The organism is Ruminococcus difficilis (genome assembly GCF_016680995.1).
In genome coordinates, this window is record NZ_JAEQMG010000132.1 from 1 (window position 1) to 24,177 (window position 24,177).

At 51.0% G+C, this 24,177-nt stretch carries 20 protein-coding genes and 1 riboswitch; of the genes, 14 read left to right on the plus strand and 6 right to left on the minus strand.

What is annotated here, in order from left to right; genetic code table 11:
• Window positions 1-1,256 (minus strand): RICIN domain-containing protein (locus tag JKK62_RS12290; protein ID WP_201428125.1); only part of this gene is annotated, 1,256 nt, incomplete at its 3' end.
• Between the two features lie 323 nt (window positions 1,257-1,579).
• On the opposite strand from JKK62_RS12290, the gene JKK62_RS12295 reads away from it, so the two are divergent.
• Window positions 1,580-3,100, plus strand: coding sequence for a recombinase family protein (locus tag JKK62_RS12295; protein WP_201428126.1), 1,521 nt, complete (start codon window positions 1,580-1,582; stop codon window positions 3,098-3,100).
• A 205-nt stretch (window positions 3,101-3,305) separates the two neighbouring features.
• On the opposite strand, the gene JKK62_RS12300 is transcribed toward JKK62_RS12295, so the two are convergent.
• Window positions 3,306-3,929, minus strand: a complete 624-nt coding sequence (locus JKK62_RS12300) for a hypothetical protein (RefSeq protein ID WP_201428127.1) — start codon at window positions 3,927-3,929, stop codon at window positions 3,306-3,308.
• Window positions 3,930-4,084: 155 nt separating this feature from the next.
• Window positions 4,085-4,190: riboswitch (TPP riboswitch) on the plus strand.
• Window positions 4,191-4,245: 55 nt separating this feature from the next.
• Here JKK62_RS12300 and thiS point away from each other — a divergent pair.
• From thiS to JKK62_RS12355, 11 genes are all read left to right on the plus strand, one after another.
• Window positions 4,246-4,440, plus strand: coding sequence for a sulfur carrier protein ThiS (gene thiS / locus JKK62_RS12305; protein ID WP_201428128.1), 195 nt, complete (start codon window positions 4,246-4,248; stop codon window positions 4,438-4,440).
• Between the two features lies 1 nt (window position 4,441).
• On the plus strand, window positions 4,442-5,074 hold the full coding sequence (gene thiF / locus JKK62_RS12310) for a thiamine biosynthesis protein ThiF (protein WP_201428129.1): 633 nt from the start codon (window positions 4,442-4,444) through the stop codon (window positions 5,072-5,074).
• Window positions 5,075-5,091: 17 nt separating this feature from the next.
• Complete coding sequence (locus JKK62_RS12315; RefSeq protein WP_201428130.1) at window positions 5,092-5,862, plus strand: thiazole synthase; 771 nt, start codon at window positions 5,092-5,094, stop codon at window positions 5,860-5,862.
• Between the two features lie 11 nt (window positions 5,863-5,873).
• Entirely contained in the window at window positions 5,874-7,127 is a 1,254-nt protein-coding gene (gene thiH / locus JKK62_RS12320) for a 2-iminoacetate synthase ThiH (RefSeq protein ID WP_201428131.1), read from the plus strand.
• Window positions 7,120-7,722 carry a thiamine phosphate synthase gene (locus tag JKK62_RS12325; RefSeq protein ID WP_201428132.1) on the plus strand — a complete coding sequence of 201 codons (603 nt, stop codon included), beginning with the start codon at window positions 7,120-7,122 and terminating at the stop codon, window positions 7,720-7,722. The genes thiH and JKK62_RS12325 overlap by 8 nt, the downstream gene beginning before the upstream one ends.
• The gene (gene thiE, locus JKK62_RS12330; protein ID WP_201428133.1) at window positions 7,709-8,350 is read left to right on the plus strand and encodes a thiamine phosphate synthase; all 642 of its coding nucleotides are present in this window, start codon (window positions 7,709-7,711) and stop codon (window positions 8,348-8,350) included. The genes JKK62_RS12325 and thiE overlap by 14 nt, the downstream gene beginning before the upstream one ends.
• Before the next feature lie 64 nt (window positions 8,351-8,414).
• Window positions 8,415-9,212: a bifunctional hydroxymethylpyrimidine kinase/phosphomethylpyrimidine kinase gene (gene thiD, locus JKK62_RS12335; RefSeq protein WP_201428134.1), complete on the plus strand. Its 798-nt coding sequence runs from the start codon at window positions 8,415-8,417 to the stop codon at window positions 9,210-9,212.
• 14 nt (window positions 9,213-9,226) lie between these two features.
• Complete coding sequence (gene thiC / locus JKK62_RS12340) at window positions 9,227-10,540, plus strand: phosphomethylpyrimidine synthase ThiC (protein ID WP_201428135.1); 1,314 nt, start codon at window positions 9,227-9,229, stop codon at window positions 10,538-10,540.
• A 317-nt stretch (window positions 10,541-10,857) separates the two neighbouring features.
• Complete coding sequence (locus JKK62_RS12345; RefSeq protein ID WP_201428136.1) at window positions 10,858-11,772, plus strand: MetQ/NlpA family ABC transporter substrate-binding protein; 915 nt, start codon at window positions 10,858-10,860, stop codon at window positions 11,770-11,772.
• Window positions 11,773-11,847: 75 nt separating this feature from the next.
• A complete protein-coding gene (locus JKK62_RS12350) occupies window positions 11,848-12,858 on the plus strand; it encodes a methionine ABC transporter ATP-binding protein (RefSeq protein WP_201428137.1) in 1,011 nt (336 codons plus the stop codon).
• Between the two features lie 40 nt (window positions 12,859-12,898).
• Window positions 12,899-13,558: a methionine ABC transporter permease gene (locus JKK62_RS12355; protein WP_201428143.1), complete on the plus strand. Its 660-nt coding sequence runs from the start codon at window positions 12,899-12,901 to the stop codon at window positions 13,556-13,558.
• Window positions 13,559-13,585: 27 nt separating this feature from the next.
• Here the strand turns inward: JKK62_RS12355 and JKK62_RS12360 are convergent, their stop codons facing one another.
• The gene (locus JKK62_RS12360; RefSeq protein ID WP_201428138.1) at window positions 13,586-13,735 is read right to left on the minus strand and encodes a CAP domain-containing protein; all 150 of its coding nucleotides are present in this window, start codon (window positions 13,733-13,735) and stop codon (window positions 13,586-13,588) included.
• Window positions 13,728-14,501: an SDR family NAD(P)-dependent oxidoreductase gene (locus tag JKK62_RS12365; RefSeq protein WP_201428139.1), complete on the minus strand. Its 774-nt coding sequence runs from the start codon at window positions 14,499-14,501 to the stop codon at window positions 13,728-13,730. The genes JKK62_RS12360 and JKK62_RS12365 overlap by 8 nt, the downstream gene beginning before the upstream one ends.
• Before the next feature lie 159 nt (window positions 14,502-14,660).
• Between JKK62_RS12365 and JKK62_RS12370 the strand changes: the two genes are divergently transcribed.
• Window positions 14,661-15,326 carry a Crp/Fnr family transcriptional regulator gene (locus JKK62_RS12370; RefSeq protein WP_201428140.1) on the plus strand — a complete coding sequence of 222 codons (666 nt, stop codon included), beginning with the start codon at window positions 14,661-14,663 and terminating at the stop codon, window positions 15,324-15,326.
• Window positions 15,327-15,565: 239 nt separating this feature from the next.
• On the opposite strand, the gene proA is transcribed toward JKK62_RS12370, so the two are convergent.
• Complete coding sequence (proA, locus tag JKK62_RS12375) at window positions 15,566-21,304, minus strand: anti-phage protein ProA (protein WP_201428141.1); 5,739 nt, start codon at window positions 21,302-21,304, stop codon at window positions 15,566-15,568.
• A 270-nt stretch (window positions 21,305-21,574) separates the two neighbouring features.
• On the minus strand, window positions 21,575-21,787 hold the full coding sequence (locus tag JKK62_RS12380; RefSeq protein ID WP_366503349.1) for a hypothetical protein: 213 nt from the start codon (window positions 21,785-21,787) through the stop codon (window positions 21,575-21,577).
• 477 nt (window positions 21,788-22,264) lie between these two features.
• Here JKK62_RS12380 and JKK62_RS12385 point away from each other — a divergent pair.
• A partial coding sequence (locus JKK62_RS12385) for a fibronectin type III domain-containing protein (RefSeq protein WP_201428142.1) occupies window positions 22,265-24,177 on the plus strand: 1,913 nt, incomplete at its 3' end.

Below are 24,177 nucleotides of genomic sequence, written 5' to 3' on the forward strand. Positions count from 1 at the left end.
ATCTTTTCACTATAAACTTGAACATTAGCGCCGTTTTCGTGTGACCAATTCTGCAAGTCAAAGCATTTTCCATCATAGCATGAACATATAATGTATGAACCGTCTGATTGTCTCTTAAATCTCCACAAATCTCTTGCTATTCCGGTTTCTTGTTGTAGAGACACATTGCTATTTTCATCGTTTTGTAAGGTAATCCATGACTTCATATTTAAAATCGGCGCTGTGAAATCATTACCAAGATTTGCAGCGAAAGAACGAGCGCTCAATCCCCATATTTGGAAAATCTGGGCATTAGTATTGTTTTGTGCATACATTTCAACATTTGTTCCTTCTGCAGAATTACCACCGACAACATCAAGAACACAATCCGAACACTTCGACTTTAATCGATAATTTCCGCTGTTGCCATATATATACCATCGCTGAGCGTCGTTTCCGTTGTCAACACATGTTTTTACATTTGTACCGCTTTCCCTTGAGGCGTTATCAACATCTAAGCATTCACCATTTGCCGTGCTGATTATTTTATAACTTCCATCCCATTGTCTCTCAAACTTCCAAACTTGATCTGCACAATGATCAGCTTTTTCGCTACGGATAACAACGTTATTGTTTCCTTCAACCGTTAAGTGTTTCCAAGTTGGTGTGTTAATAATAAAGGCATAAAAATCTGTGCCTAAGTCGAGGGGAGTACCATTGCCTGACCCTCCCTTATAATTCGGTCGTACAAAAACAGCAGTACAACGAGAACCATACTCATCCCAATAAGCATTATATCCATGTGTTGTAGCGTAAGATACTCCTTTTATCCAATAATTTCCACTAATTGCATTTTGACTGTCTATCATTACACCCACATGCATCCAATTAGATATAGCTTCGTTATAGTAAAAAACCAAGTCGCCTGCTTGAGCTGAACTAACTTTATAACCACCAGCATTTATGACAGCATAGTACATTGAAGATACTAAACCGTTTGTCGGAATAGCTTCATTTTGACCTACTATTTTAGCGCAATCACTAACAAAGTCAGCGCACCAAGCTTCTGAATAACCAAAACTACCTTGAGTTCGCCCACTTTGTGCTCTTGCAATATTTGCCATATCTGAAAAGCCATCACCAGATAAATTGATACTATTAAAATTGTATGTTCTATCTTGCAAAGCATCAACATTAAATGCAGCAACAGTCCCAATGCTAAATAATACTATTAGCATCAATAAAAACGCTGTTATTTTTCTAAACCATTTCCTCATAAAAAGACCTCCTCAAATAAAAATGCGTGACCCAAACGAGCCACGCAGAAAAACGCACGGCTCGATTTGTTGCGACACAAACTAAACATCCATTCAAGTATGCTTATTAGAGCGTGCATTTTTACCATAGTAAAAATGCTCACTTGAATGAGAATTATTCAGTTTGTGTCGCACTTAAATCATACCATATTTTCCTGTATCATGCAATCCAAAAAATCACTATCCGATTTAGCAAATTTGCACAGAACATATCTTCATCAAATTTCATCATGCATGTTGACAATTTCTCCCATCCGCGCTACAATGCGGACGGAGGTGGTTTTATGAACGGTGTTATCTATGCTCGTTATTCCAGTGATAACCAGAGAGAAGAAAGTATTGAAGGTCAGCTACGCGAGTGTCAGGCGTTTGCTGAGAAGAACGATATTACAATTCTGAATATCTACATTGACCGTGCGTTCTCGGCAAAAACCGACAATCGTCCCGAGTTCCAGCACATGATTGCGGACAGCAAAAAGAAAATGTTTGACGTGGTACTGGTCTGGAAATATGACCGCTTTGCCCGAAACCGTCTGGACTCACTTATGTACAAACAACTGCTTCAGCGGAATGATATAAAGCTCATTTCAGTAACCGAGCCGATTATGAATTCTTCCGTCGGTATCATCGTCGAGTCGATGATTGACAGCTACAATGAATACTACTCCGCCGAGCTTGCCGAAAAGGTCACGCGCGGTATGACTGAGAACGCGCTCAAAGGCAAATACAACGGCGGTACGCTGCCGATTGGTTACATCATTGACGAGGACAAATACTTTCAGATCGACCCTCTCACAGCCCCAATTGTGCTCGAAGCATTTCAGAAATACGACGAGGGCATGACAATGAAGGAGATTGTGGATTATCTCCGCTTGAAAGGCTTGCGCACTAAGAAAAACGGCGAGATTTCCATCAACAGCCTGACTCGGATGCTCCACAACAGGCGATATATCGGCGAATACAAGTTCCAAGATATTGTAACGCCCGATGTGATTCCTGCGATTGTCCCGCAGGATTTGTTTGACCGTGTGCAGGAAAAGCTCGCCAAGAATAAAAAAGCTCCCGCCCGTAAGAAAGCGGAAGACGAGTATTTGCTGACAACAAAGCTGTACTGCGGAAAGTGTGGCTGCTACATGGTCGGCGAGAGCGGTACCAGTCAGCAGAAAAAGATAGTTCACCGCTACTACAAATGCGTGAGTGTGAAGAACCACAAAGGCTGTGACAAGAAAACCGTCAAAAAGGATTGGATTGAAGACCTGACGCTTGAAATGATCAAGAGAATCATCTTTGATGACAGGATGCTTGATAGCCTTGCCGATGAAATCATCAACTATCTCGGTCAGGAAAGCACCCTGCTCCCACAGCTGCGAAAGCAGTTGAAGGACTGTGAAAAGGGCATCGACAATCTGCTCAATGCCATTCAGATGGGTATCTTTACACCGTCAACCAAAGAACGTTTGGAATCACTTGAACAGCAGAAAGAGGAATTGCAAATCCGCATCGCGCAGGAGGAAATCATCAAGCCACCAATCGATAAGGATAAAATTCTGTTTTGGCTTCACCGCTTCCGCAAATTGGATACCACGAAGTTGGAACATAGAAAACGTTTAATTGACAGCTTTGTCAACGTGATTTACCTCTATGATGATAAAATCGTCTTTACGTTCAACTACAAGGACGGCAGCAAAACCATAACAATGGAAGAAATAGAAAGCTCAGCACTCAGTTCGGATTTAACTTCGCTTGGTGCACCAAAAACAGCCCGATTTTATCGGGCTGTTTTGTTATTTATCTACAAAAAATAAGCTAAAAATACCGAAATCAGCCCGATATTTCTCGGCAGACGCACGACCTGTGCCTTGCGCGTCTTGGCTATTCCCTACAAAAACTATTCGGAAGCTTTGTCGGGAATGACGGTTTTTCGGTTGTCTAACGTCGTGCGTCTGCCAATTCATTTTTTTATCATTTGATGCAGCCGGATAACATTTGAGGTATCCGGCTGCTAATTTTTTATTCTTTAACCCTCATTCTTCTACGCATAGCAAACGGATAATTGTATTTCCCTTCAACTTTGAGGTCGGCATTTTGTTTGCCAAGCTCGTCAAGTATGATCATGTGTTCGGTGAAGGCCGCCCTGAGATTGACCTGTATTCGTAATCCTTCGCTCGTTTCATAGATCAGTATTTTATCAATAAGCTGCCTGAGATTCGCGTCGCTGATCTCCCCCTCCTTGATGATTTCGTCAATCAGCTCCACGGTTCGCTTCATTTCGGATTTGCGCTTTTTGATTGTTTCGCTGTAGTGCTGAATATCATAAAGCTCCTGCTCGATTTTTTTGATGTCGCTTTCACATGCTGAGAGCATTTCATCATAGACAGAAGCGTGTTCCCTGTCGCGGATTCTCTCCAGCAGAATTTCTTTCTGGTCATTCTTTCTCTGTTCAAGCTCGGCGTTGAGCTGACGGATTTTGCCCGTGACCGTGCTCTTTTTCTTCAGCCACTTTCGAACCTCGCCGTCGATGTTTTCATAAAGCTGTGCCGCTTGTTCCTTGACATTGCTGATTTCTCCGCAGATGATCTCGTCGAGCTCTGTCTCCCGGATGCGGTGCGGAGGACAGTTTTCCTTGCCTTTCATTTCTTTATATGATAATTCATATAAGATTACTATGCTTTATTATATCGATATATTTCTATTTGTCAATAGTTCTGTGTGATATAATTGCATACATAATTTTTCAATTGAAATATTTCCTGATGCACTTGACTTTTCAACAAAAGGGTGTATAATAGCCTTGAACAAACGGGAGCTTGTGTGACAGGCTGAGAGGGAGGTACTACCTCCGACCGGTAACCTGATTTGGATAATGCCAACGTAGGGATATACCTTAGAATTGTTGCGGAGTACTGCCAAATCGGCGGTGCTCCGTTTTTTCTTGCAAGGAGGTTACAAAATGGTTTTAATCAACGGAAAAAACACGTCTGCAGACGGAAAGACAGTCAGTCAGTATCTCGAAGAAGCAAACTTCAATCCTCAGACGATTGCGGTTGAACTTAACGAGGATATTCTGCCCAAGCCGCAATACGGAGAAACCGTGCTCAAAGACGGCGATGTCCTCGAGGTCGTCAGCTTTGTGGGAGGAGGTTAATATGCCTACCAAAGAAGAATGGCAGAATGCCTTTGCCGCTCGACACGGTGAAAAGCTGCAAAAGGTCTTTTCTTCATCGGTCGTCGCCGTATGCGGTCTGGGCGGCTTAGGCTCAAATATCGCGACAGCACTCGCAAGAGCCGGAATCGGCAAGCTGATTCTGATCGACTTTGACAGTGTGGATCTATCCAATCTCCACCGTCAGCAATATAAAGCCTCGCAAATCGGCAAATACAAAACCGACGCGATAGTAGAAAACCTGTGCGAGATCAATCCATATATCCGGACAGAAGCACACACCATACGTCTGACTGAGGAAAATGCCCTTACCCTGCTGTCACAGGCAGATGTGATCTGTGAGGCGTTTGATAATCCGCAGGCAAAGGCAATGCTGTGCAATCTCGTATTAGAGAAGCTGCCGCAAAAGTTCTACGTTGCCGCGTCAGGCATGGCAGGTATCGACAGTCCGAATCTGATCAAGACAAAACGCGTCAGCAAACGCTTTTATCTCTGCGGCGACGGCGTTAACGGCGTAGGAGAAAGCGACGGCCTGTTTGCAAGCCGCGTAATGCTGTGTGCGGCTCATCAGGCGCACACGGTTTTGCGCGTGCTGGCAGAGGAATATGAAGTATAACGAAAGAAGGTCAAAATATGAATAACGATAAACTGATACTCGGCGGTCACGAATTCAACTCGCGTTTTATTCTCGGCTCGGGTAAATACTCTCTGAACCTGATTGAAGCGGCAATCAAAGACGCAGGCGCTGAAATCATCACGCTTGCAGTAAGGCGCGCCAATACCAAAGACGGAGAGAACATTCTCGATTTTATCCCGAAAAACGTTACCCTGCTGCCCAACACAAGCGGCGCGAGAAACGCAAAGGAAGCGGTCAGAATTGCCAAACTTGCGCGCGAGCTGGGCTGCGGCAATTTTGTAAAGGTAGAGATCATGCGCGACTCCAAATATCTTCTTCCAGACAATCAGGAGACGATCATAGCGACTGAAACGCTTGCAAACGACGGCTTTGTCGTTCTGCCGTACATGTATCCCGACCTCAACGTTGCGCGCGACTTGGTCAGCGCAGGCGCGGCGGCGGTTATGCCTCTTGCCTCTCCTATCGGCTCCAACAAGGGACTTGCCACAAAGGATTTCATTCAGATACTGATTGATGAAATCGATTTACCCATCATCGTTGACGCGGGCATCGGCAAGCCCTCTCAGGCGTGCGAAGCGATGGAAATGGGCGCTGCGGCGGTCATGGCAAACACCGCTCTTGCAACCGCGGGCGATTTGCCATTAATGGCGGCAGCCTTCCGTCAGGCAATCGAGGCAGGCAGAAAGGCGTATCTCTCGGGCTTGGGCAGAGTGCTCACCCGAGGCGCTTCCGCTTCCGATCCTCTGACGGGATTTCTGCATGACTGAGGGAGAATGAAATGGAAAACCGATTTTTAGTTGATTCCGATTCTCTTTCAGAGGAAGCGCTCAAACGCAAGCACCGTCTGGAAACCGACCCTTCATCAAGAACAGACCATATGGCATATATGGAAGGAATGGAGATTATCGAATCCGACGTGTGCGAGAACGTCATCTCGCAGATGAAATCCTACGACTACACAAAGTACACTGCAAAGGACGTAAAAGCCGCGCTTGAACACGAAACCTGCACGATTGAGGATTTCAAAGCGCTCCTTTCCCCTGCCGCCGAACCGTTTCTGGAACAGATGGCACAGCGGGCGCGTCTTGAAACAGGCAAGCACTTCGGCAACACGGTCTATATGTTCACGCCGCTGTACATCGCGAATTACTGCGAAAACTACTGCGTCTACTGCGGCTTTAACTGCTACAACAAAATCAGCCGCATGAAGCTGAGCATGGAACAGATAGAACACGAAATGCAGGTCATCGCACAGAGCGGAATGGAGGAGATCCTTCTTCTCACCGGCGAAAGCCGCGGACAAAGCAACGTCGAATACATTGGCGAAGCCTGCAAGCTCGCGCGGAAGTATTTCCGCATGGTCGGACTGGAAATCTATCCTGTAAATACAGACGAGTACCGCTATCTGCACGAATGCGGAGCGGACTATGTCACCGTTTTTCAGGAAACCTACGACGCCGACAAATACGAAACGCTTCATCTTTTTGGTCACAAGCGCGTCTGGCCTTACCGCTTTGACGCGCAGGAGCGCGCGCTTCGCGGCGGCATGAGAGGCGTTGCATTCTCCGCTCTGCTTGGGCTTTCCGATTTCAGAAAGGACGCGCTGGCTTCCGCCCTGCACGTCTATTATCTGCAGAGAAAGTATCCATATGCCGAAATGTCGCTTTCCTGCCCCCGACTGCGCCCGATTATCAACAACGACAAAATCAGCCCTCTGGACGTTCACGAAACGCAGCTGTGCCAGATTCTCTGCGCCTACAGAATTTTTCTGCCGTATGTCGGCATCACGGTTTCCTCGCGTGAAAGCGCAGAATTCCGCAACGGTATCGTCAAAATTGCCGCGACAAAGGTTTCCGCGGGCGTATCGACAGGCATCGGAGACCATGAGAGCAAGTACAGCGGCACTGAAGCGGACGGACAGCAGGGCGACGAACAGTTTGAAATCAGCGACAGCCGCAGTCTGTCAGCTATGTATTCAGATATTACAGGCGAAGGCCTGCAGCCTGTGCTGAACGATTATTTATATGTGTAAGATAATATGTATCACAAACCGCCTTCTGTGCGGCAAGGACTTTATCGGTCATCTCGAAGCTGTCGCAGCGGCTCACCCCGACGCTGTTATTCTGCGCGAAAAGGGTTTGTCGGAAGCGGATTATCTGCGCCTTGCGGAACAAACAAAAGCTATATGTGAAAAGCAGCAAACGCTGCTGATTCTTCACAGCTTTCCCAACGCGGCAAAGGCGCTCAGTCACAAAGCGATTCATTTACCCATGCCCATGCTCAGACATCTTTCGGATAGAGAGCGCGCGTACTTTTCTGTCTTAGGCGCGTCCTGCCATTCTGTTGAAGAAGCGAAGGAAGCCGAGCGGCTCGGGTGCACCTATATCACCGCAAGTAATGTTTTTGAAACTGATTGCAAAAAGGGCTTGCCGGGAAAAGGCGTAGAGTTTTTGCGTGAGATTTGCGAAAGCGTCAATATAGATGTATACGCGCTGGGAGGTATTACCGCTCGGAATATCGCTGAGCTCATGCGTTCAGGCGCGGACGGCGCTTGTATCATGAGCGGCTTCATGAAGTCCGAGAACCCCGAAATATTGATGGAGGAATTACACAATGCGATTTCATAAGGATATGCTGCTTTTATACGCCATTACCGAGGAGTACTGCAACCGTCAAAGACCGCTGATCGAGATGGTAAAGGAAGCGCTCGAAGGCGGCGTTACAATCTTGCAGCTGCGCGAAAAGCATTTGAGTGACGAGGAGCTTATGACGGAGGCTCTGGAAATCAAGGAGCTTTGTCATTCCTACGGCGTTCCGCTGATTATCAACGACAACGTCGAGCTCGCTTTGCGCTGCAGTGCGGACGGTGTGCATGTCGGTATTGAGGATACGCCCGTTGCCGAAATCCGCGCAAAGGCAGGCAATGACTTTATCATAGGCGCGACGGCAAAAACCGTTGAACAGGCAACCGCCGCCGAACTGGCAGGAGCGGATTATATCGGCGTCGGCGCGGTATTCCCTTCACCTACCAAGCAAAACGCCGTGCGTATCACAAACGCTCAGCTTCGTGAAATCACCTCAGCTGTGTCGATTCCTGCCGTCGCAATCGGCGGCATTACGCTTGGTAACATTTCGCAGATCGACTGCGGCACCCTTTCAGGGATCGCGGTTGTATCGGCGGTTTTCGGCGCGAAGGATATTACGCAGGCAGCTAAAGAGTTAAAAGCCAAGGCGACTGCTTTGGTTCATTCATAAAAAACAGCGGCGGATCGGGGGCACCACCTTCCGTCGCTCAACAAAAATAATGTGAGGAGAAAATATGAGAACTGCATTATCAATCGCGGGAAGCGATTCCTGCGGAGGCGCCGGTATTCAGGCAGATATCAAAACCATGACAATGAACGGCGTGTATGCCATGACCGCCGTCACCGCTTTGACCGCGCAGAATACGCTCGGCGTGAGGGCGATTCAGGAGGCGACTCCCGAATTTCTCCGTCAGCAGCTCGACGCGGTATTCGAGGACATCTTCCCCGACGCGGTCAAAATCGGTATGGTCGCAAGCTCGGACCTGATTCGCGTTATTGCGGACAGGCTCCATTGTTGCAAGGCGATGAACATCGTTGTCGACCCGGTCATGGTATCCACAAGCAACGCAGCCCTGATAAAGACCGACGCTGTTAGCACTTTGACAGAGGAACTGCTTCCTCTCGCCACACTCATTACGCCAAACATTCCCGAAGCTCAGGTTTTGTCGGGAATGGAGATACACAGCAGCGCCGATATGGAGAAAGCCGCCGAACAGCTCGGCAAATCCTATGGCTGCGCGGTACTGCTCAAGGGAGGTCATTGCGTGAATGACGCAAATGACCTGCTTTACTCAAACGGTACGCTCCGTTGGTTTGAGGGAAAACGCATCGACAATCCAAACACCCACGGCACAGGCTGCACGCTGTCAAGCGCGATAGCAGCAAATCTTGCCAAGGGTTACACTTTGGAAAAGTCTGTTGAACGCGCCAAGGATTATATTTCGGGCGCTCTTGCCGCTATGCTCGATTTAGGTAAAGGCAGCGGTCCCATGAACCACGCGTTTGCGCTGAACAATAAATATTCTGACTGAAAGGAACCACTGAAATGAAACAATACTATACGCAAATGGAAGCCGCCAAAAAAGGCATTATCACTCCCGAAATGGAAATTGTCGCCGCCAAAGAGGACATGGACGTTGAGCCGCTGCGCGAGAGAGTCGCGCAGGGCGTTATCGCGATTCCCTGCAATGTGCGTCATTCCTCGATCTCCCCCGAGGGTATAGGTATGGGTCTGCGCACCAAAATCAACGTAAACCTCGGTATTTCGGGCGACTGCAAGGATTACTCGGTCGAGATGCAGAAAGTTGATATGGCAATCAGATTCGGCGCGGAAGCGATCATGGACTTGAGCAACTACGGCAAGACCAACACCTTCCGCCGTCAGCTTATAGAAAAATCTCCCGCAATGATCGGCACCGTACCGATGTACGACGCGATCGGTTATCTCGAGAAAGATCTGCTCGACATCACCGCAGAGGACTTTCTGAGGGTAGTTCGCGCTCACGCCGAGGAAGGCGTTGACTTCATGACGATTCACGCGGGTATCAACCGCCGCGCTGTGGAAGCATTCATGCGCGACAAAAGAAAAATGAACATCGTATCCAGAGGCGGCTCTCTCCTGTTTGCATGGATGATGATGACAGGAAACGAAAACCCGTTCTTTGAGCACTACGACGAGGTGCTTGATATTCTACGCGAATTCGATGTTACCATCAGCCTTGGCGACGCTCTCCGCCCCGGCTGCATTGACGACAGCACCGACGCAGGACAGATTTCTGAGCTGATTGAGCTTGGAAATCTGACAAAGCGCGCATGGGAAAAGGACGTTCAGGTAATGGTCGAAGGTCCCGGTCACATGGCAATGAACGAAATTGAAGCGAACATGAAGCTGCAAAAACGGCTTTGTCATAACGCTCCGTTCTACGTTCTCGGTCCGCTGGTAACCGACATCGCTCCCGGCTACGACCACATCACCTCCGCAATCGGCGGTGCAATTGCTGCTGCGAGCGGCGCTGATTTTCTCTGTTACGTAACCCCTGCCGAGCATCTCAGGCTGCCCGATCTGAGCGACGTAAAGGAAGGCATTATCGCCAGCCGTATCGCGGCTCACGCTGCGGACATCGCAAAGGGCGTTCCTCACGCGAGAGAACAGGACGACGCTATGGCGGACGCCCGTCACAAGGTTGACTGGGATGAGATGTTCAAACACGCGATTGACCCTGAAAAGGCTCGTGCGTACTTTGAGAGCACTCCGCCTGCCGACCGCCACACCTGCTCCATGTGCGGCAAGATGTGCGCTGTCCGCACAACCAACATGATTCTTGAAGGCAAAAAGGTCGAGTTTTGCTCCGAGCTGTAAAATCATTTCATACCGTACAATTTGCAAGCAGCAAGTTGTGCGGTATTTCTTTTGTTTCTGTGCTTTTTTCTAAAACAGTTATAGTGGTATCCTATTGCTCGGTATAGATATTTCGAATTGGACAACAGCAGACTTTGGTTGTATAATGACAGCTGTAAGACCTACTTATCCACTATGAAATGAAGATGGAGTGAGAATCATGGAACTACAGTTTCCTCATTTGCTTCGTCTGAACTTTCGGTTCGGGCGAATGTGTTGATGACAAACCAAAACGATTATAAACAAAACAATTCGGAGTATAGAAAGGATTTATTATCATGAAAAAAATAACCGCAATTCTTACAGCAGCCGCACTGGTTCTGACATCAGCAATAGCTTTTGCAGGCTGCTCAAACAAAACCGAATCATCTGATTCATCTGCTTCTTCCGACAAAGCGACATCAGCGGTCAGCACCTCTGCCGAAAAGCTTACAATCGCGATCCCGAATGATACCACAAACGAAGCTCGTGCGCTTCTGCTCTTACAGGAGCTTGGCTACATCAAGCTCAAGGACGGTGCAGGAATTACCGCAACACCGAAGGATATCGCCGAAAACGCCCACAACCTCGAATTCAAGGAAGTAGAAGCCGCTCAGGTTCCCAACGCACGTCAGGACGTTGACTACGCGATCATCAATTCAAACTACGCGATTGAAGCAGGTCTGAATCCCGTCAAGGATTCGCTCGGTATTGAAGGTTCAGCATCCGCATACGGCAACATCCTTGTCGTCAAGGAGGGCAACGAGAAAGAACCGAAGCTCCTAGCATTAAAAGCAGCGCTCGAAAGCCGGAAGGTAGCGGACTTTATTAAAGAAAAGTATGACGGCTCTGTTGTAAGCGTCGTAGAAAAAACCACCAACGGATTTGATGATTCCATTGATTACGCAGCACTCAAGGGCGAAAAAGTAACCATCGCAGCTTCTCCTACACCGCATGCAGAGATTCTCTCTGTTGTCAAGGACATTCTCGCAGAGAAGGAAATCACTCTTGACATCAAGGAGTACACCGATTATGTTCAGCCCAACAACGTAGTTGACAGCGGCGAGCTTGACGCAAACTACTTCCAGCATCTCCCCTATCTTGATGACTTCAACGCTGAAAACGGCACAAAGCTCGTTTCAATTTCGACAATTCACGTTGAACCTCTCGGACTCTACGGCGGAAAGCAAACAACTCTTGACGCCTTAAAATAATCATATAAAACTCTGCGCCGACCGTACTGCTTCGATCGGCGCATACTTGTATAAACTATCAGAAAGGCGACAGTTATGATTGAGATTAAAAACCTGTCCAAAACCTTCTCCACGGCTGACGGCACATTCCAGGCACTGAAAAACGTCAACATCTCCGTCAGCGACGGTGATATTTTCGGTATCATCGGAATGAGCGGCGCTGGAAAAAGCACTTTGGTTCGCTGTATCAATATGCTCGAGCGTCCCAGCGAAGGCAGCGTGGTGATTGACGGCGTAGATGTCGGCACGCTCGGGAGACGTGAACTGCGCAAGCTTCGCCGCAGCGTGACGATGATTTTTCAGGGCTTCAACCTTTTGATGCAGCGCACCTGTCTGAAAAACGTCTGCTTTCCGCTGGAGCTCGACGGCGTCGGCAAAAAGGAAGCAAAAAAACGGGCTCTTGAGCTGCTTGAGCTCGTCGGACTCAGCGACAAGGCTAACGCCTATCCCTCACGTCTTTCGGGCGGTCAGCAGCAGCGTGTTGCCATTGCGCGCGCTCTGGCGACAAACCCGAAGGTGCTGCTCTGCGACGAAGCGACCTCTGCCCTCGATCCGAAAACAACGCGTTCCATTCTCTCTTTAATCAAGGATATCAACGAAAAGCTCGGTATTACCGTCATCATCATTACTCATCAAATGAGCGTGATTGAGGAAATATGCAGCCGTGTGGCAATTCTTGAAAACGGCGAGGTTGTCGAACAGGGCGAGGTCAATCAAATATTCAGCTCACCAAAATCAGAGGCGGCAAAACACCTCGTGTTCCCCGGTGAAGAGGAAAATGTCGCCGAGCTCCAATACGGAAAACGCGTGCTGCGTGTAGTGTTCAACGACTCGGAATCGACAGAAACGCCGTTGATTGCAAAGTTAGCGGCGGAAAAAGGCATCGCGGCAAATATCCTGTACGCTTCCACCAAGAGCGTCGGCGGAAAAGCGTTCGGCTGTATGCTGCTGAGCTTTCCCGACGGAGAGACAGCCGAAGGAGCCAAAAGGTATTTGTCGTCACACGACGGAATCACGGTAGAGGAGGTTGTAAACAATGGGAAATGATTTGTTTTCTGCTGAGGTGCTCAACGAAACATGGGAAATCATGTGCAATGATATGCCTCTGGCGCTCTGGGAAACCTTCTATGTCACTGTCGCCGCAACATTTTTCGCGATAGTCATCGGACTGCCGCTCGGCGTGCTGCTGGTGGTTGGCGAAAAGGACGGTATACTGCCGATCCCAAAGCCTGTCATGGGCTTTCTGAACGTACTGATCAACGTGCTGCGCTCGGTTCCGTTCCTGATATTAATGATTCTGGTGTTTCCTCTTACCCGTCTGATTGTGGGCACGATCGTCGGCACAACAGCGTCAATCGTACCGCTTGTGATCGCCGCGTTCCCGTTTGTAGCGCGGCTCGTAGAAAGCAGCCTGCGCGAGGTCAATCCGAATATCATTGAGGCTGCGCAGAGCATGGGTGCATCGCCGCTGCAGATCATCGTCAAGGTGATGATACCAGAGAGCGTTCCATCATTGATATCCAACTTCACCATTGCCGTCACCACGGTTCTCGGCTACACCGCAATGAGCGGCATCATCGGCGGCGGAGGTCTCGGAAAAATCGCCATTAACTATGGATATTACCGGTATAAATATCTTGTTATGCTTGTTGCCGTCGTAATTCTTGTGCTCCTCGTTCAGCTTTTCCAGAGCGTAGGCACTAAGCTCGCAAAGGCAACCGATAAACGGCTGAAAAGCGGAAAGTAAAAAACACGCAGGCAGATAGCCAAGCGGTTATCTGCCTGCGGTTATTTTGGTGTATACTGCGGAGAGAATGTTCTTTCTGTGACCCTCGGAATTCATCCAGCCGTTTACAACCTGAGCAGGTGTCGCGTAGCCGTAGGCGATGTTCTCACCTGTCGTGATACTCCCTGTTTTATACACAAGTGTAGCCGCCGTCGACGGGAAGCATTACGCCGTTGACATAGGCTGAGTTGTCGCTGGCGAGGAAGATTGCCGCCGCGTCAAGCTCGCCCTCGTTACCGTATCTTTCGGCAGGGATTACGGTGTCGGCATACGCCTTGAAGGACGGTGTGTCGAGAGTTTCCTTTGTGAGCGGTGTGTAGAAATAGCCCGGGCAAATCGCGTTGACGGTGATTCCGTATTTGCCCCACTCTGCGGCGAGCGCTCTTGTGAGATTCACCACGCCGCCCTTTGCGGCGTGATACGGAGAAGAACCTGCGATTTTGTTGCCGACCAATCCGTACATGGAGGCGATGTTGATGATTCTGCCGTACTTCTGCGGGATCATCGCCTGCTTTGCGACCTCGCGCGCGACCTTGAATGTACCGAACAAATCGACGTTGACCTCGTTTGAGAACTGCTCGTCGGTGATGTCCTCCGCAGGAGCGATCGCTCCAGTTCCGGCGTTGTTGATCAGAATATCGATCCTTTTGAAGTGGTCGAGAACCTTTTTAACGGCTGCTTTTACCGCTTCGGTGTCTGTTATGTCGCACTTTACGGCGAGGGTTTCCACACCGAACTGCTCCTTGATTTCATTTGCTACGGCTTCGATTTTGTCCTGTCGTCTGGCAAGGGCTACGATATTCGCGCCCTGATTCGCGAGAGCCTTTGCCATCTGCACGCCCAAGCCTGTGGAACAGCCGGTAATGATCGCTGTTCTGCCTTTTAAATCGAAATATGCTTTCATCTGTCTCACTCCTTGAGTACGTCATTTATTACTGCCTTTGATTTTAATTATCTTTCTGATCATTATCCTCACCTCTTGACTATATTATATGGGAACCATTCTCAAAAATCTGTTGCCACGGCAACATTTTTATGATATTATTTTAGTGAGGTGACGAGTATGATTACCAACAGAGAATATTTGTACTCCATCAGGAAGTGCTATCTGTTCGACAATATTCCGGACGAACAGCTCGCCGACGCGATAAAGCTTATGAACGGACGTATCAAAAAGATCGAAAAGGATGATTTCATTGTTCAGCTCGGCGGCGAATTGCCGAGCGCGGGACTGCTTCTGAAGGGAAGAATTGAAAGCTCCTTTCAGAACGAAAACTTCGACCAGATCACAATGCACTCATTCGGCGGCGGTTATCTTTTCGGCGAAGCTCTGGTAATTAACAATGCAAAAAACAGCCCTGTACAAGTCAGAGCTGTTGAGGATTGCATTGTGCTGTTTATTGATTTGAAAGTAATTTATCATTCGGATATTCAGTCGCCGCTTCGTGTTATTCTCACCGAAAACCTGATCAAAAGCCTTGCGCGCAAAAATCTCATTCTGAATCAGAAGGTGCGGATTCTGAGCCGCAAAAGCCTGCGCGAAAGAATACTGTTTTATCTCGGTACTCTGCCAAAGGATAAGAACGGCTGGGTCAAAATCCCGTTCAACAAAACCGTTCTCGCCGAATACCTCGGCGTAAACCGAAGCGCGCTCTCACGAGAACTTGGCAGAATGCAGGACGAGGAGATTTTAATATCTGACGGAAGAAAAATGAAAACACTTGTCTGAGAAACCGGCAAGTATTCCTTTACTATGAACCCGAAGCCGCGCGCACAGGAAACAGAACCGAGAATCTCAACAAGCGGCAATAATCCGAATCCATCTCCGGCAGGAAAATGGGTTCGGATTTGTCTTTTTCTATACTTATCCGATTACATTACACCACAAAAAGCACATAACCGCTATCTCTTACGGTTATGTGCCTTCTTGTTTATTACGGAACTTTTTTCACAACCCCTGATCGTTTATTATTCCCTGAGTTTCCAGTTGCCGTTGGGTTCCTGTTCAATGATATTGGCGGATTTCAACTGATCAAAGGCGGTCTGGAAGGCGGCGGAAACGTTGGCGCCCATGCGCGGATAGCCCATCAGCTTGGCTGCCTGCTTGACCGCGTCCGGCTCGTTCAGGCTGATTTGCTGCCGCAGGACATAGGCGACGGCGTTGACCGCCTCGCAGCGCGGGATGTCCTTGGCGTCGCGCTTGCATTCTCCCTCGCCGGAAACGCGGATGAGGGTGTAGGCGGACGGGTTCTGTCCCCTGTTCCAGAGAATAGTTTCACCGTCCTGTGCGGTCTCGACCAGCTCCAAACGGCGATATGCCTCAGAAAGAAGCTCCTGCGTTTTTGCGGTGAATCGGGTGATGGAGTAACTCGCGAGGACGCGCTTATTCAGCAAACTGCGGCTGACAGGAGCTTCGACGCGCATGATTTCGGAGACCGTATTGCAGAGCTTGTCAAAATGGCGCGGAAGGTTTTCCGCAGAAACGGCGCGGTTTTTGACAGCGGCGGCGCGATACGGCTGAACCGGAGAAAAGGCGCTTTCGTCCCTGACGTTATCTTCGAGCGTGCCGCTGTCTTCCGCAACGGGTCTGACCTCTTCGCTGACTATGCTTTCGCCGTTTTCGAGCTTTTTGAGCAGTTCAAGCAGACGGGCTGTTTCCTTTTCGCGGTTATCCCACCAGTCCATTGTCCAGACGCGGGTCATCTGCCAGCCGAGTCCGCTGAGGACGCCGATCTGCGCGTATTCCCGGTCCCTGACAGTTTTGGACGCGCCGTAAATCTCGCCGTCAAGAAGGATGCCGAGGAGATATTTTTCCGGATTGGCGGGATCGATCACGCCGATATCAATGCGGAAATTGGAATGACCGACATGCTGCGAGGTTTCGTAGCCTGCCTCGCGGAGCCTGTCGCAGATCTCGCGGGCGATGCCGTCCTGACGGGCATGGTAGCTGTCGGAGGTAGCACGGGTAAGCGCCAGCTCTCTTCCGGAGGCGTATTCCAGAAAGGCGCGCAACGCTGCCACGCCCTCGGCGCTCGTTTTGGTGAGGTTGATCTGCTCTGGCGTGATGGAGCTGAATACCAGCATCTCGCACCTTGCGCGGGAAACAGCTACATTGAGCCGCCGCCAGCCGCCCTCACGGTTGAGCGGACCGAAGTTCATATAGACCTTGCCCTCCTTGTCGGGACCGTAGCCTACGGAGAACAGGATCACGTCGCGTTCGTCTCCCTGCACGTTTTCAAGATTTTTGATAAATATCGGCTCCTCAGCTTCGTAGAGCCATTTCTCCAGGCTCTCGTCGGCGGCGCAGGCATCGTTGAGCAGGTCGTCGATAAGGTTTTGCTGGGAAATATTGAAGGTGACAACGCCGAGGCTCTGTTTGTTCAGCTCGCTGTCCTGATAGCGTCGCTTGATTTCGGCGACGACCGCCTCCGCCTCTCTGAGATTGCGGCGGTTCGTACCGCGCTCAAAAACGCCCTCGACCTGCACCAGATTCACCTTGCTCTCGCGGTCGTTGACGGACGGGAAGGTGTAGAGCTTGTTCTCATAGAATTGGCTGTTGCTGAACGCAATCAGGCTCTCGTGACGGCTGCGGTAGTGCCAGAGCAGATGGGTCTGCGGCATATTGAGCGCGAGGCAGTCATCAAGGATGCTTTCAAGATCCTCAACGTCAAGGTTGTCCTCGTCCACGGTATTCGAGGCAAAGAACGAGGTCGGCGGCATCTGCTTGGGATCGCCGACAATGACGGCGTTCTCACCGCGTGCGAGTACACCGACCGCCTTGCATGTAGGAAGCTGGGAGGCTTCGTCAAAAACAACTACATCAAAAGGCTTGCGGTTGGTGCTGAGATACTGCGCCGCCGAGATCGGGCTCATCAGCATACAGGGACAAAGGCGCGGCAGAAGGTTAGGCAGGTCGTCGAATAGCTTGCGGATACTGGTACCGCGGCCGCCGCTGCGGATCATCCGCTGCAGAATGCCCAGCTCGGAGCTGTTTGCCGCCGAGGAGGTGAAGTCGGGTACATTTGCCGCGAGGCGGCAGTATATCTCCTGCTTGCAAAGCTCGGTCAGCTCTCCCTCGATACGCTTGAACTGCGCAACCTTCTCGTTGAATACCGAACCCGAGAAGGTGTTAAGGACGGGCGTTTCGTCAATGACGATTCCGATCAGCGACTGCAGCATCGATTTGCGGTAGAGCGGGAGGACTTCTTCGTGCGGCAGTCCCTCTTTATACTTGAGAAGCACCTCGCCGAGACCGGCTTCCCCGGCTTCGCGGGAAACATCGTTAAAGACGACCCAGTCCTTGAGGTCGCTGCAGTGGCGGCGGATTTGCTCACAGAGGTCGAGTTGGGTATCGATCCAGTCGCCGTCCGCGGACTGCTCGCGCAGGGATACGGCGGAAACAAAGTTCTCACGCGCCTGTTTAAGGGCTTCATACCGCTCGTTGAAGGTATGCAAAACGGCTTTCGCGGTTTGGTCGCCGAGAAGCTGCGAGCGGCGGGATTCGTCGGGCAGGAGCGCTTCAAGCGCCGGAAGATTGTTGAGCGCCTGTGCCGCCATAGCGGAAACGCGGTTCCAGTCAATATAACTGCCTTCGCCGAGTGCGCCCAGCTCACTGCCGTAACGCTGATAGAGAGCCTGTGCCGCACGGAATTCGCTCTGATAATCGGCAAGGGTCTTGAAGCTCTGCGAGAGCGTCATGCTGTTGATCGGCACGCGCGAGAAGGGCTTGAGACGGTCGGTGATCTTACGGATCGCGCCGCTCTTTCCGAGCCACTTGGCATTGGCGGCGTTGTACTCGGCGAGCAGCTGCTCGGGATTCTGGTTAAGGAAGCCCTCGTTCCAGCTGCGCATCAGCTCCGCGTGCAGGCGGCCGAGGTTGCCGTAGCGCTTTGCCATGGTGAGGACGTCGTTATAATAGCGTCGCTTGTCCGTCGCCTGCGCCCATTGCGGCGGCAGGGAGAGCCAGTAGCAGAGCGCGACGGAGAAACCGTGGATCCGCTCGATATCGTCAAAGCCGTTGACCTCGATCTGTGCCATTTCGGCGGCAGCGTCCAGCGAAGGTCGGAAAGCGGTCAGTGCGGCATCATATTCTTCCGAAGAATGATCGATAATGGATTTGAGCTGCTGGGAGTACTGTGTGACACCGACGGCGGACAGCGGATGGTGCTGAGGATGTCCGACGGTTCTTCCGGAGGCGACCAGCCTCTCCAGCAGGGTCAGGTGATTATCCAGCGCGGCGGCGTCGAGCCGCTTGACAAAGTCACGCGAAAAGGCAACGGTTTCGCCCTCAAAATCAACGGTTTCATAATCACTGATGAGCTGATAGAGCGTTCTGCCGCAGGGTTGGACACTATGGAGCTTGGATGCGTAGGCGTCCAGCTCACCGCGCAGCGCCGCCGCCTGCTCCGCTTTGGCACGGTATTGCGCAGAAGTGGTCTTTTTGGTGACCTCGGTCGCCTCTCGGAGCTGTTCGAGGACATCGCGCTTCTTGGACTTATTGGAGTGCAGCTCGAGGCAGAACGCGCCGATGCCGATTTTATTCAGGCGCTTCTGCACCACCTCAAGCGCCGCCATTTTTTCCGCGACAAAGAGCACGCTTTTGCCGGCAATCAGGAGGTTGGCGATCATCGATGTGATGGTCTGGGATTTACCGGTGCCGGGCGGGCCGTGGAGGACAAAGCTCTTGCCCTCGCAGGCGGATTCGATTGCAAACAGCTGTGACGCGTCGGCGGGCATCGGAAGCATCATCTTGCCCTCCTCTACCCTATCGCCGATGGTCATCGGTTCGGCGTCCCAGCAGAGTCTGCCCTCCATAAGGCTCCTGACTATCTTATTCCGTCGGAGATCGCCGGAACGGTTGCGGATGTCGTTCCACATAACAAATTGCGAGAAGGAGAAAATGCCGAGGTAGGCGGACTCGAGCACATCCCACTTATTCTGATTCATAACCGCCTTGCGGAGTACGGTGAACACGCGTCGTGTATCGATGCCGTGCTCGTCCATCGGAAGCGGATCGAGGCCGTTGATGACGATGCCGAAGTCCTGCTTGAGCTTTTCGAGCATGGTGATGTTCATCTGAGGCTCGTCGTCGCGCAGGCGCAAAACATAGCCCTGCCGCGAGGATTTGCGGACAATCTCAATCGGGAGCAGTATAATCGGCGCGTAACGAGGCTTGACGCTGCGCTCGGTTTCGTACCAACGCAGCAGACCCATGGCAATATAGAGCGTATTGGCGCCGTTCTCCTCGATGGACGCCTTGGCGCCGCGGTAAAGGCTCTTGACGCCCGCTTCCAACTCGGATTCGGTGAGAATGGAGCGCAGGCGGTGGTGCGCAAATTCCGACTTGATCAGCTCGGCAAAGCTGCCCGAATCATGCATATTCTCGAAGCCTGCGTCCTTGGTACTGCCCCATTCGGCGGGTTTTGGCAGGACGGTGAAGTCCTCGCCGTCGGAGAGCGCGTCCTCCAGATCGTCGAGCGAGGTGGTGAGGATAGGAACAATGGTTTTGGAAAAACGCAGGTTTATCAGGTTATTGCGCAGTCCCAGATCAAGCAGCTTGCGTTCCCACTGCATCTGCTTGGTGAGCTGCGATTCGTCCTGCCCGGGCAGGTCGGTGACAAATTTATCGATTTCCCGCGGCCGCACAGAGGATCGCAGGTTGTTTTTTTCGTCCTTTTGGATAACAAAGCCCGCATCGGTGCGGATGCGCTGCGGCAGCGGGCGGACGCCGCTGATGCGCGCGCGGTGCACGTCAATGACGCATTCGACACCATCCTCGTTGAGCTGCTTTTCCGCGTGGGAACGCGCCTGATCAAAGGAACAGCGCTTGCCGCTGACCATCATGGTGCTTTCGGCGACGGCGATCTCATTGACTCCGAGGGCAAGGCGCTTGCTTACGACAGATGCGTCGTACTGCACCGCCTCCGGGAAGGACAGATCCTCCAGCCAAACGCCGCTGAAAATATGACTGCGCGTCAGCAGCAGAAGCGGGTGCAGGCCTACCGCCTCCATACATGAGGCGTACAGCAGCGAGAGGTCGAGGCAATTGCCCATTTTCTGCTGCAAAACGGCGTCGCACAGACGGACGCGCTGACCCCTCTCCTCAAAACTCGCGGGTGCGGTGCAGTAGATAAGCTGCAGTTCGCAGATTGCCTCAAAAATTGCCGCCGACTGAGAAAGCACGCGGTTGACGTCCTGCGACTGGTAGGCGTCAAAGGAGGGGTCGCCCGTCCATTTTCCGAGGAAATCTGCGGCGCGTGAGATCACCTGCGCCAGCGCGGGATGGTTGGGCACGACGAAGGAGGTCAGCAGCTCCGGATAGATACCGGCACCCTGCCATTCGTCAAATGCGAGCACCGAAATCTCCGTCGTTTGCGAGGCGAGTTCGCCGCTGCTGTCTGACAGGGAGACGGTGACGGCGCACGTCATCTTCTCGGTGAGGTTCGCAAGCTCGTCCACGTTCAGCAGCAGCTCGACGTCCGTCACGCGGAAGGTGTTGCAGGCGGGAATATAGTCGAGCGTGATCGTATATGGCATGATGATCGCGGGCACTGAGGAAACGGACAGCGTGACCCGCTCCAGCGCGGTTTCACGCGTATTTTCCACGGTAACACAACGCATCACGCGGAGTTCATTCTGATACAGCGCGTAATTGATGACCGGCGTCATCTCGGCGGTGATGGTGATCGGTTGTTGAGCAGCGTTCATGGCAATACCTCACTTTAATTCAGGTTACCTATTATTTTATCACACCGCAAAGGCATTTTCAACAAAATAGTTTCATTATTTTTTGGTTTTGTATGCTTAAAAGCCCGATACCATTTATATTTTTATAGTATTCCAAATCATATTACATATCTAATGTTGATTTTTCCGAGAAGTATATCGCTTGGTATATGAATAGTAATGATTTTCAGATCCGGTCATTAAAATACCGATTATTTGCGTAATCTTTGATTGGGACTATAAAAGCATAGCTCACACAACCTGAGTAATACGCGAGAGCTTTTCAAAATGGGGACACTTCGTTTCACCCTCGACAAAGCAGCGCGTACATCCGCAGCAAAACTCACCGAAATCTCTGGGCAGGAAAAACTCGGTTGTTTCTCCTCCGATTTTCTCCGCTAACATACACGCATTATTGTAAGTCGATCCTTTATGACTCTGACCGTGAACGATGACTGTTTTCATTTCTTATAACCCCTTTCGGTATATCCGATTATCCAAAAATAGAATTAAATTTATCCTCCATGTCCTTGAAGTGCTTGTAGATCAACGGAATCTTGATCTCTACCTTTTTCGCGATTTGCTAAGCACTCGTGCCGACGTAACCGTTCTCCGAAAAAAAGTGTTAAGGCTTCTTCCCGTATTGTTTTTCTTGTTGACATAACGACCTACCGACTTGTCCGCCTTTAATCGTTTGCTTAGTTATGACTAACGTGTCTTAGCTTGTCAAAACCTTTATCGCAACAACTCACAGTATTATTGTATTCGAAATATTATTGATTCATAAAAAAGTGTATATTTGTCGCTGCTTGACTTGTTTTGCGATATTTCGCCTTGAATATGGCTGTTATTTATGGCTGTTATTTATGTTATGATAAAAAGCAAAGATGCAGCGCGGCGCACTCTTTGTCACGCTGTGCGACGGTTAAAGGAGGAATATCCATGAAAATACGCACAAAAGCTGTCAGCCTGCTGCTGACGGTTCTGCTGGTGTTCGGCGTGTACGCGATCGTCCCGCCTGCGGCGTTTGCCGAAGAGATCATCGAGGTGACCGCGGAGACAGACTATTTCACGGACGGCAATACGTACCGGGTCTCGCAGGACGTGACCAACGACAAACGCATCCGGATGCAGGGCAGCGCCGTTCTGACCCTTGACGAAGGCGTTACGCTTACGCTTAATAAAGGTATTCAGGTCAGTGAAAACAACAGCCTGACCATCCGCGGCGCGGGCAAGCTGATCGCAAACGCGGAGAAAAACAACGCTGCGATCGGCAGCGGCGAATCGCAAAAAAACGGCGCGATCACGATTGAGAGCGGCGAGATCATCGCCACAGGCGGCGAATTCGCGGCAGGCATCGGCGGCGGCCGCTACAGCCAGAAGGGCAGCGCAATCAAGATCAGCGGCGGCAAGATCACCGCGACGGGACAAACCTGTTCTGCGGGTATCGGCGGCGGCACCAATAATAACTGGGAGGGTCATTACGGCTGTGTCGGCGACATCACCATTACCGGCGGTGAAGTCACCGCAAACGGAATCGGCGGCGGCGCGGGTATCGGCGGCGGCGGCACGACCTTCAACGGCGTCGAAAGCGGTTCCTACGGCGGCAACGTCGGCACCATCACCATCATCGGCGGTAAGGTCACCGCGACAGGCGGCGAGCAAGGCTTCGGCATCGGACCCGGCATGAACACGGATCTTGTTTCCTCAAATATTGATCAGATAATCCTCGGCTGGACGCAGAAGAGCGACTTTATCGAGGCAAGCAGCTTCGGCGACGATGCGGACAAAATTGCTTTTTTTGAAAGACAGACGCTTTATATCGCGGGAACCGCCAGAACAGCGACCGCGGAAAATATTCTCAACGGCTGCAAGCTGATTCCGGAGCGCGACGAGAAGGACTACAGTCTTGTGTATGCGGAAGTCGGCAATGTAGAAAGCAGATACTATTACACGGGCGCGGATATCGCCATCACGCCGGTCATTACGGATTACAACGGCAATGTGCTGCTGGCAGACGACTATGATACCGTGCTTAAACGCGGCGGCGAAGTGGTCGCGGCGGCGAACGAGCTCGGCTCATACACCTGTACCTTCGAGGGAAAAGGCGATTACAAGGATAGCATAACCTTTGATTTTGAGGTGGTCACTCAGCCCGCTCCGACGCTGCAGGCGACAGACCTGAAGGAAAGCACCGCGAGGCTGTGCTGGGAGGATGAGAGCGCGGCGACAAACTGGGTCGTGGAATACGGCACGGATGATATCTTCACCGAGGCGCAGTCAATCACCGTTGCCGGCACAACCGCGGTCACGCTGGACATACAGCCCGAAACAACCTATTGCGCACGCGTGAAATCGGTTATCGGCGCGGTTGAAAGCGAATGGAGCAACAGCATCTCGTTCGCGTTTTCCGACAAGCGCACGATCGACGGCGAAACCCACGATACGGCAGGTCTTCCGTCGAAGCTTAATTACGGATACACCCTGTCGCAGCAGATTTATACGTCCGAAGAGCTCGGCGGCGAAGCGGTGATCACAAGCGTCGGATTTTTCCTCCAATCGGATGAAGAGAGCGACCCCGTCGAACGGCAGCTGGATATTTATCTGTTATCTACCGAGAATGAGAAATTCACCGAAAATCAATGGATTCCCTACACGGAAGATGACAAGGTGTTCAGCGGGGCGGTGTCCTTCCGCATTAACGACTGGACGGATATCGTGCTCGATACGCCCTTTGCGTATAACGGCGCCGGCAATATTGCAGTCATCGTATTTGACCGCACCAACCGAAAGGAGGCAGGGTATTCCTTCCGCGTGTTCGGGACAGATCAACCGATGAGCATTAACTGCTTTGA